We start from the raw sequence: 10,255 nt of genomic DNA, 5'->3' as shown, positions 1-10,255 counted from the left end.
AATCTCACCTCAACCCGGCCATGCAAAATCGGGTTTCGAGGAATGCCGGCAGGACCGTCGACACCAAGCGGCCGCTGACCCAGAAGCAGATTTGGGTGATCCGGTTCTTCCTTGATCGCGAGGAGCGGCTCCGAGACCGCGCTCTGTTCGACCTGGCGATCGACAGCAAGCTGCACGGCTGCGATCTGGTGAAGCTGAAGATCGGCGATCTCGTGGCTGGTTGCGAGGTTCGCGACCGCGCAATGATCACTCAGCGGAAGACCGGGCGGCCGGTGCAATTTGAAATCACTGCTGACGCCCGATCAAGCTTGGCTACATGGCTTCTGCGACGGGGCGGCGCCATGGATGATTTCGTGTTCCCAAGCAGGATTCATTCTGGCCAACCGATAAGCACTCGGCAGTATGCCCGGCTCGTCGATGAATGGGCCACCGCGATCGGGCTGCGGCGTGAAGACTACGGCACTCATTCCATGCGCCGCACCAAAGCGGCCATGATCTACCGCTCGACTGGAAATCTGCGTGCGGTTCAAGTTTTGCTAGGCCACTCCAAGATAGAGAACACGGTTCGGTATCTTGGAGTCGATGTGGAGGATGCTTTGATCCTAGCGGAGCGCATTGAGATCTGACCCTGCTAGCGGCCGTCGGGCAAGCCCCGATGGCCGCTTTTGTCGCAATTTTGCTATCACCGAACCGGCAACATGTGGGTGGATTTCTGCCGTCATCCACACCGTCTCCCCGGACTTGATCCGGGGCCCCGCTGCCTTTCTCTCGGTCTGCAAGCAAAGAAAGCGGGATCCCGGGTCAAGCCCGGGAAGACGATGAAGAGATGACCGAAACGGGGTCGTTTCCAGAAATGCGGCCGCTGGCGAAAAAACCGTTGAAGCTGCCGGGCAGCTTGCAGGATCGCAGCGTGACGCCGCGTGTTACCGGTCGTGGGTGGGAAGAGGTCGCTAGAGTCGAGCAAATCCACTCCAAGCGAAGCCAAGGGCGAGAACAAGGTAAAAAAGCATAACGAGCCAAAACAGAGCCGGTCTCTGGCGTCGGCTTGGCCCACTATCCCAGCCCCATGTGACGCCCGACCGAACCGACGTCCAAACCAGCCAAAGCCAGAACAGGGCTGTGGGAATGCCGAGGACACCCATCACGATTTCATAGACGCCCATGATAACGGTCATTTGCCGCGTCCATCGAATGTCCGCAACGGGTTGCAAACTGAATGGCAGAATTTTTTCAACGAGGGCAGCCTCCTGTCGTTCGGCTTATGGTGACGGAACCTGCCAGTCAGCTTTTGCGCGTTTCTTGCCAGCAGCTGCCATTCACCAATCGACCCCAAAGCGGACGCCGGCATTCACCGCGCCAGCGGCAATGTGAAGGGTCGAAGCGCTATCGCGATGGTCTTCATCCTCGTGAAGTGAGGACCCTCGCGCAAAGCTTCACGACTTGAGGCAGCGAACAGACATCCCCATTGCCTTGTCGTATTCGATGCGGAAGATTTTCGGATCGTAAGCGAACAGCATGTGCGCGGTGGTGGTGGTCGATGAGCGTTCGGTGAGCGACCAGAAATAGGCGACCTGGTCGCCTAGAAAGAAGTCGCCGCGCTGGGTGCGGAAGCCTGCGGGAAGCCCGCCGAAGCCGACATCGTCGGTGCCATTGCCTGGGCCAGTCTCGGTGTCGGGCCAGAACTGACGGGGTTTCATGCGGGTGGCGGCGGCGTCCGTGCCGAGGGTGGCTTCGAGCGCGGCCCAATCGCCATCATCAGGAATGCGGAAGCCCTCGGGGCACAGCCCGCGCGAGTCTTGAATCGCAGCGTAGTTGTAGAGCAGGCCGTCCCGAGAGACGCGGACCTCGTCATTTGCATATGCGCTCTGGGCGGGATATCCGGTAGACCCGGCGGCTGCCCATTCGGCTGTGCCGGTGATACGCGGTATAGGGTCGCAGTTGGCAAAGTGTGTCGCATCGAGGTTGCGGGCTAGCCAGACCTGCACGCCGATGGTGAAGGTCTCTGGCGCAGACGGAGCCGGTTCAGCGGTGCCGACTGTGCCGAAGCCAAGCGCCAGCACTACAGAACCGATCCTAGCAGCAGGTAAAATGCGCATAATTAACACTCCAATCAATCTGCTCAAAAAATCTACGGTTCTCAAAAATGAGGATGAAAAAGTGGGCACCCTCAAGGCAATCGCACTTACAAAACCTTGTCACTCCGGCGATTAAGGCGCGCGCCCAAGACTACAGGTTCGGAACGCTCTGGTAACTTCCATCCCTCCTCCAACCACTTGCGGCGATGAGCGCGGCAGACCAGCGATCCTGAGGGGTTCATGAAGGCTTCAAAAGGTTTCATGACAGAAGCTGGGATAATCAAAGCGCACTCGAAGCGGTCGTTGAGGAGCGCCAGCAGCGGCAATCCACTTTTCCTCCGCTCCTCAGGCAATCCCTAGGGCCCTGAGGGTGAATGCCACGCGTTCTGCCTGCCATGTTTCGCCTGTCAAAGGGTCAGCAGGTCCCCAGTGATTGCCGTCCCGGTCCAGTCTGAGCGCAACCAAGTTGTCAGGATGTGCCGCGCGGAGCCGAGCGACATATTTGAGCACGCCTTGCCAAGGGATCCGCACATCGGCGAGCGATGCGGTAAGATATACTGGCGGCAATTTTTTGGCGGGAAGGTTCTGATAGGCGCATAGTCGCAGCACTCGGCCAAACGCAGCTGGATCGCCCGCCACATCGCCGACTTCCGGCTTCTCTACCGCAGCGATTGCGGCGCGCGCATCGAGCAGGCCCGTCAGCACGTCGAGAAAAGGCACATTGGCCATAACACCGGCCCACAACTCAGGCGCACGATTAAGCGCCGCGCCCACCAGCCAGCCACCGGCCGAGCTGCCCGAACTGACAATCTTTCCGGCAGGCACAATCCCTTGTGTGGTGAGCGCGCGGGCGCAGGCCATGAAATCCTCGACCGGCTGATCGCGCCGCTCTCTCCGGCCTGCCATGTGCCATGCTCCGCCCAGATCACCGCCGCCGCGCACATGGGCAATGATGTAGGCGACCCCGCGAGTGAGCAAGCTGAAGCGTTGCGGATCAAAATTGGGATCTGATGGAATGCCATATGCGCCGTAGCCGTAAAGCACCGCGCCGCGCAGATCCTGGCCACGAGGGCGGATCATCGACATCGGGATACTCGTGCCATCGGGGGCGGTTGCAAACAGCCGCTCGGTCACGAAGCCTTCAGGTGCGATTGCGCCCGTCGCGAGCGGCGTGAGTGTCCCGTCGGTAAAGCTGTATTCAAACAGGGCCTTGGGCGCGGCAAAACTTTCCACCCCAAGACGCAGCTTGTCCGGATCGGGCTCACGGTTGGCTTCTGGCCCAGCGGTCCAGCGATCGAACCCGGCCACCGTGGCTGCGTCCGGAAAGTCTACAGTTCGCCAGGTTCTCGCCTCCCTGTTGAACACTCGCACCCGGGTTGCGCCCTCGTGGCGCTCGGTTAGCACCAGATGGCGCCGGAAAGCCTGATGCCATGTCATGCCGGTGCGATCCTGCGGGAACAACAGCTCGCTCCAGCGGCCTGGCTCAGCCAGTGGCGCGGTGACAAGACGGAAATTGGGATGGATATCATTGGTCAGGATATCGAGCGTATCGCCGCCGCCGTGATCCACGACATAGATGCAGCCTGCCTGACGGGGCCTGACTAACCGGGGCGCAGCAAGGGTGTTTCTGTCCAAGAGTCTCACCTCGGCAGTGTCAACCGATGCGCTGTTGATGAGCGCAAATCGCCCCGAAGTCGTCTGGCGAATTGCGAGGAAGAAGGCTGGATCGGGCTCTTCGAACAGCATTTGGCCCGAGTCCGGTGTTTGGCCCAACCAATGGATCCGCGCCCGCCACGGACGGCCGGATCCGTCGACTTCGTTGTAAATGAGGCCGCGGCTGTCGGCGGTCCATACCAGACGCTCCGAGGTGATCGACACACCGACGTTTCGGATAAGGTCGCCCAGCAGCCGGCCGGTGGCGACCACCTTAAAGCGGACCGTGTAGATTTCGGGCGTGTCGAGGACAGCAAAGGCAAGGGTTGTTCCGTCATCCGACAGGCCCCAGGCTGCAAAATCGCCGATCGGGCGGCCGTCTGGCCCCGGCTCAGCGGCATCGAGCAGCATTTGCTGCTCTCCCGTTACCCGGTGCACCCGCCACAATTGTTGTCCGCCTGTCTTCCACTGACTCCAATAGCCATAGTCGCCGTCCCACACCGGAGCTGGCGCAGGCGCGGCGGGCGTGGCCGCATCGGCTTCAGCGCGCAGCTTTGAGACCAATTCACCGAGCGGCGCCATGACCTTTTCGGAGGCGCTGGCAACCTCGTCCATCAGTTGGACGACTTGCGGATCATCGAGCATCGCCTCGTCGAGCCAACCAAACGGATCGGTAATGGTTACGCCGTGGACCAAGCGAGTGTGGATGCCGGTTGCAGCCATCTTGCTCGCAAGGGCGGGTGCAAGCGGTAGACCCACCAGTAGCCCGGCACCGGACAGGCCCTTGAGCAAAGTGCGGCGGTCGGTAGCGGCGGCGGTCGAAGACGGACAGGCAAGAGGTGAGGACATCGGCGCGGGGCTCCGTGCATGGTTGCTTGGGTAGGAAGCCACCGTCTCGCTGCTTTGGCCAACCACGCGGGAATTTTGCCATGAATGGACAGATTGGACCCTCGAACGGGCGCCTTAAACGATCAATTGTCGCAATACTTGTGAACCGGTTCGACTCATCGGGACGATCGCCCCTGTCGCCATATGGGCGACGAGCCGCCCGCCGCCGGCAGGCTCGGCATGATCGAGATGATCGATATTGATGATGTGCGAGCGATGCACCCGGATAAACCGCGCCGGATCGAGCCGTTGCGCAAACTCGCCAAGGCTCATGCGCACCAGATGCACGCCGGTGAGCGTCGTGACCTCGGCGTAATCCTGTGCGCCCGCGATGAGCACGATATCGCGCACATTAACAGGCGCAATATCATCGCCCGTGCGTGTGAGATAGCGTTCGAAAGGAGACGTGGTCACGATGGTGACTGGGGCAGCGCCGCGCCCGCCGCGCACGGCATAGGTGGTTGCAGCGACTGCCCAGTAAAGAACCAAGCCCTGCAACATTTGCCAAATAAATGCACCGCCTGTGAGGCCTGTCAAATCAAGTGGCCCACCTGATTTTATGACCTGGATCAACGCCAGCCCAAGGGTCAGGCCGGAGAACCACAAAACAGCGAAGGCCGCGCCTGCAGCAATATGGCCAAAAATCTGCGCCGGCACCGACCAGTGCATCAAGTATTGCTTGATCAGCCAGTGCGCCGCTGCGGCCAGCACCGTCAGCGGGGCGACGTTGACGAATGCTGCAATTGCGGAGTCTCCAAAGTCATTGTCCGGAAACTGCAGGAAAACCAGCAGATAGATGGCCCAGACCCCACCCGATGCGCATAGCCAAAGAGTCAGCGCGCTAGGCGGTGGCAGGGAAGCATTGGGCTTTGGGTCAGGGTCTGGCAGTTTCACCATGCTCGCCAGATATCACCCCTGAGGCAGCTCTTAAAGCTGTCCGAGCGCGTCACGCACCCACCCTGATGACCAGAAGACTGCCATTCGCCAAACCACCCATCTCTGGTCATGAGCGGCGTCACGCTGCGATCCTGCGAGCTGCCCGGCAGCTTCAACGGTTTTTCCGCCAGCAGCCGCATTTCAGCAACCGACCCCGGAGCGGTCATCTCCACCTCGCCGACCCGTGTTCGACATAGGACTGGGCTACTTTGCCGATGGACCAGGCGTGGAAGAGAAAAAGCCTCCCCCGGTCAGGGCCAATCTCGCAGCAATTTTGCCGCTATTCTGGCTTGACCAGCGATGTGACTTAAAGTTCACTTGTTCCAAGGTCTTGAGGGGGGAATGACATGATTTCGACGTTCCGCGTCCGCGCTGCGGCGCTGCTGGCGGCCAGTGCAGCGGCAGCGATGAGCGTCAGCCTTGCCGCGCAAGCCGTGTCGGTGCGCGCCGCGCCGGTGACCGAGACGACCCACGGCATTACCCTCACCGACGAATATCGCTGGATGGAAGACCCGGCCAACGCCCCGGAAATGCTGGCCTTTGTCGAAGCTGAGAACGCCCGCACCCGCGCGATGCTGGACGCCCTGCCCGAACGCGCGTGGTTCGAACGGCGGCTGGCGGAGCTGTCCTCCGATATCGACCGGGTATCGGGCTATATGCAATGCGGCGATATCGCCCTGTTCCGCCGCATCCGGCCCGGCGAGCAGACGCCCCGGCTTTATATCCGCGATGGCGCGGGCGAACGCATGCTGCTCGATCCGGCGGTGGTGGGCGGCGATCCGCTGGCGAGCTTCGGCGGGACGGAAATTGCGCCCGATTGCCGCAGTGTCGCGGTGCAGGTGTCGAGCGGCGGATCGGAGGTCGGGCGCGTTCACCTGTTCGATATCGCCAGCGGCAAGGAGCTTGGCCCGCCCATCGAACGCATCTGGGGCGAAGGGTCAGCCAGCTTTATCGGCGCGGACAAGGTGACCTACACCCAGATGGCCGCCAACCCGGAAGGTGATCCGATGCTGGGGATGACGGCCGTTATCGCCAACCGCGATGGCAGCGGGGCGACGGTGGTGCTCGGCAATGGCGTGCTGGTGGCACCGGAGCAGGCTGCGGTCATCCTCGCCGTCCCTGACGAGCCCTTCGCGCTGGGCGCCGCGGTCGGCGCGCGGGTGGATAACGAGTTTTTCCTTGCCCCCATGGCCAGCCTCATGGCGGGCAAGCCGCAGTGGCGGCAGGTTGTAACGCTCGCCGACCGCATCACCATCGCCCTGCCGCGCGGTAAGGCGCTTTATGCGATGACCAGCCGCGATAATCCGGCAGGCACGATATTGCGCTACCCGCTCGCCGACGATGGCACGCCCGGCGCGCCCGAGGTGATATTCGCCGGATCGCCCGAGCGGCTGGTGCGCGATATGCGGGTCACAAAGGACGGGGTCTATGTTCATGCCACCCGCGACGGCGCGGCGCAGCTGTTCTTCCTGCCCGACGGGCGCGGACCGGCGCAGGAGGTGGCGCTGCCGTTCGAAGGCTCGATCTTCGCTCTGGCCCCGGATGCCGACGGGCGCGGAGTGAGCTTCGGCCTGACCGGCTGGGCCGAGGCGCTGACGCAGTTCCACGTCGTGGGCGGCAAGCTTGAGGCGACCGGCCTTGCCTCGGGCGTGTGGGAGGGGGCCGCCGGCATGGCTGTCACCCGCATGGAGGCGGTCAGCAAGGACGGCACCAAGGTTCCGCTGGTGGTGATCCGCCGCAAGGGCGAGGCCGGACGCACCCCCACCATCATCGAGGCCTATGGCGGCTACGGCTTCGACAACGTTTCGCCGGGCTATGATCGCAACGCCATGGCATGGCTCGATCGGGGCGGCGCGCGGGCCTATTGCGGGACGCGCGGCGGGGGCGAGCGCGGGCGCGACTGGCATGAAGGCGGGCGCGGCCCCAACAAGCCACGCGCGATGGAGGACCTTGCGGCCTGTGCCCGGACGCTGACCGCGGTGGGCATCGCACCTGAACGCGGCCCGCTGATCACCGGTGGCAGTATGGGCGGCACGCTGGTGCCGACCGCGGCCCTGACCGACCCGAGCGCCTTCGGCGCACAGATCACCACGGTCGGCGTGGTCAATGCCAGCCGCATCGCCTTTGCCGAGAACGGCGCAAACCAGTTCGACGAAATGGGCAATCCGGCCGATCCGCAGCAGTTCCGCGATCTATTGGCGATGGATGCCTATGAGATGATCCCAGCCGCCGTCTCCCCGCCCCCGGCGAGCCTGATGACCATCGGCCTCAACGACCGCCGGGTGGCCCCGTGGATGACCGCCAAGTGGATTGCGCGGGCGCGGGCCAAGTGGCCCGACGCGCCGATCTATTTGCGCGGCGACGCGCAAGCCGGGCACGGGATAGGAACTGCCGAGGATGTGGGGCGCAACGAATTCGCCGACATCTTCGCCTTCGCCTGGGCGCAGCAATCGCGGTAACCTTCAGCTCTGTTGCGTCAGGGAGGCCAGCTCGAGGGCGATTAACATGGGCCAATAAAAGGCGCTTCGCATCTCGCCGACGAGTGGCTGTAATGTGCGACACGCCGTGTAAAGCCGTGGACGCAGAATATCGCGAAGCCGCCCTTCCGAATTCCACCCACAAGCGGTCACGAACGGCGTCAAGCTGCGATCCTGCAAGCTGCCCAGCAGCTTCAACGGTTTTTCCGCCAGCAGCCGCATTTCTGGAAACGACCCCGTTCCTGCCGCCGATTACCCCCCCTCTGTCGCCCGCACTCCGCGCTTCCAGCACAACACTCCGATCACCAATGGCAAGCCGAAGAAAAGTAGATAAAGATCCCAATAATCCGCCAGCAAGCCGGGGATCGAAGAAGGTTCAAGCAGAGGGAGTAGTAAGGGAAACAAGATGATCGGCGGCGTCGTCCAAAGTGCCCGAGCCGCTCGCTTCCAAAGAACGGCAGGCGACGGGGGAGTTATGAACCACCGCCAAAATCTCGTGATCGATTCACCGAGCCTCGCCATAGTCTTAGGCATACATTGCCGACGGCAAGAATCCACCCATTTCGGCCATGCGCTTAGTTTAACGCCATGAAAAAGCTGATATTATGGGCAAGTCTTGGGGCCCAAAACATGAAGCAGCCTTTATTTGTCCTCGCATCCTCACTTGCTCTGGCAGGTAGCGTTACGACGTGGGCAGAAGAACCGGAGCAGGCTGCGACCCTTTGCGATTTGCCGACCGGATGATCGGATGTGGCTGAACAGAAAGCGCGCTTCGTCGTTTTTGGAGAACTGCACGGGACCAACGAGGGACCGGGTTTCGTCGGCTCCCTTGCATGTGCTTTAGAGCACTCAATCTGGCTATCTTTGATGAAGGACAGGCTTGAGGCTTCTTGCTGACGACGGGGTTATCTTCGCACAAGCAGATGATCGTGAAGGACACTACCTCAAGGTCATCATGGATGAGGTCTTAGGTAGGTCCAATTTCATCGCAACGTTTCTCTGGCGAAAGGTTGACTCACCCAACGATAACAAGGTTCCAGTCACTCCTGACCACGTGTTGATCTTCGCTTACGCGCGCGATACCACAATGGCGAAGCTGCGCCAGAAGCCGGATCCGTCGCTCATCGAGGCTTATCGGGGCCCCGACGAAGAAGGTCGCTATTTCCGCGACCGGCTGCTCAAGAAGAACGGCAAAAACAGCCTGCGGTCCGACAGGCCGACCATGTGGTTTCCCATCAAGAACCCGGACGGCACAGATATCTAGGCGAATGGCTGCTTTCCGCCTCTTCGATTGAGCCGGGCCGCTCGATGTAGCCCTGCTCAATCGACTGGATACTCAGCTCTTGGCCAGCGCCCGGAATTGCTCTGCGACGGGGGCGAACATCTGGCTCATCATGTTGCTGACCGGGGCCGAAGCGGTGGTCATCGAACCGGCCACAATCGGCGGCTCCGGCGCGTATTCGGCCTGCAACACCAGCGCCTCGGCATAGTCGCGGCCGCGCAGTTGTTCGGTCAGGGCGATGGCGAAATCGAGCCCCGCCGAAACGCCTGCGCCGGTCAGGATGTTGCCATCTTTCACCACGCGCTCATTGGTCGGGATGGCGCCGAAATCCTCCAGCACCGAGAAGGTTGCCCAATGGGAGGTTGCGCGCTTGCCCTTGAGCAGTCCCGCCTTGCCGAGGATCATCGAGCCGGTGCACACGCTGGTGATGTGTTTCGCGCGTGACGCGCAGTCTTTCACCCAGGCCATTGTCCGCTCGGATCGCATGACCTCCATCGTGCCCTGCGTGCCGCCCGGAAAGAACAGCACGTCGAGATCGGCAGGCGTGTCCTCCAGCGTCACCGTGGGCGCAATCGCAAGGCCGAGGTCGGACGCCACCGGCGCCAAATCGGCTCCCGTCGTCACCAGATGCACCTTCGCGCCGAACAGGCAGGCGAAGAAGTAGTGCGGGCCGACCAGATCGAGCGCGGTGAAGCCGGGATAGAGCAGCATCGCGATGTGCTCGTTGCGGAACAGGTTTTCGCCGAATAGCTCCTGCATCGACTGCTGGTGCGCGGCCATCGCCTGCTGTTCCTCGAGGCTGGGCGAACCGGCGGCGGGGGTGTGGCCGGCATGGCTCCCCGCCGTTTGCGCCATCGCCTTTTCGAGCGCGAGGTAGGGGGCGAGCAGCGCCGCCCCCGTCATGCCGCCCAGCAGGGCGCGTCTATCGATGGTCATGGGTTGTC

7 protein-coding genes are annotated in these 10,255 nt (G+C 62.1%); 3 read left to right on the top strand and 4 right to left on the bottom strand.

The window, feature by feature from the left end:
- The first annotated feature begins 20 nt into the window (after positions 1 to 20).
- Positions 21 to 626, top strand: coding sequence for a tyrosine-type recombinase/integrase (locus SOQ14_RS10875; RefSeq protein ID WP_322898138.1), 606 nt, complete (start codon positions 21 to 23; stop codon positions 624 to 626).
- 807 nt (positions 627 to 1,433) lie between these two features.
- Here SOQ14_RS10875 and SOQ14_RS10870 read toward each other — a convergent pair.
- The 3 genes from SOQ14_RS10870 to SOQ14_RS10860 form a co-directional block, all read right to left on the bottom strand.
- A complete protein-coding gene (locus SOQ14_RS10870; RefSeq protein ID WP_322898124.1) occupies positions 1,434 to 2,060 on the bottom strand; it encodes a fibrobacter succinogenes major paralogous domain-containing protein in 627 nt (208 codons plus the stop codon).
- A gap of 360 nt (positions 2,061 to 2,420) precedes the next feature.
- Positions 2,421 to 4,577 (bottom strand): prolyl oligopeptidase family serine peptidase, encoded by a 2,157-nt coding sequence (locus tag SOQ14_RS10865; protein ID WP_322898123.1) that lies wholly within the window; start codon positions 4,575 to 4,577, stop codon positions 2,421 to 2,423.
- 114 nt (positions 4,578 to 4,691) lie between these two features.
- Positions 4,692 to 5,513, bottom strand: a complete 822-nt coding sequence (locus SOQ14_RS10860; RefSeq protein WP_322898122.1) for a LytTR family DNA-binding domain-containing protein — start codon at positions 5,511 to 5,513, stop codon at positions 4,692 to 4,694.
- 386 nt (positions 5,514 to 5,899) lie between these two features.
- Here SOQ14_RS10860 and SOQ14_RS10855 point away from each other — a divergent pair, with 386 nt between their 5' ends.
- Both SOQ14_RS10855 and SOQ14_RS10850 read left to right on the top strand, forming a co-directional pair.
- The gene (locus SOQ14_RS10855) at positions 5,900 to 8,011 is read left to right on the top strand and encodes a prolyl oligopeptidase family serine peptidase (RefSeq protein ID WP_322898121.1); all 2,112 of its coding nucleotides are present in this window, start codon (positions 5,900 to 5,902) and stop codon (positions 8,009 to 8,011) included.
- Between the two features lie 898 nt (positions 8,012 to 8,909).
- Complete coding sequence (locus SOQ14_RS10850; RefSeq protein ID WP_322898120.1) at positions 8,910 to 9,293, top strand: DNA methyltransferase; 384 nt, start codon at positions 8,910 to 8,912, stop codon at positions 9,291 to 9,293.
- Between the two features lie 72 nt (positions 9,294 to 9,365).
- On the opposite strand, the gene SOQ14_RS10845 is transcribed toward SOQ14_RS10850, so the two are convergent.
- Positions 9,366 to 10,247, bottom strand: coding sequence for a DJ-1/PfpI family protein (locus SOQ14_RS10845; RefSeq protein WP_322898119.1), 882 nt, complete (start codon positions 10,245 to 10,247; stop codon positions 9,366 to 9,368).
- Positions 10,248 to 10,255: the final 8 nt, after the last annotated feature.

It is taken from the genome of Erythrobacter epiphyticus (assembly GCF_034653295.1).
Classification (GTDB): Bacteria; Pseudomonadota; Alphaproteobacteria; order Sphingomonadales; family Sphingomonadaceae; genus Erythrobacter.
Note: the sequence above shows the minus strand (reverse complement) of the source record. Positions and strands in the feature narration are given on the sequence as shown.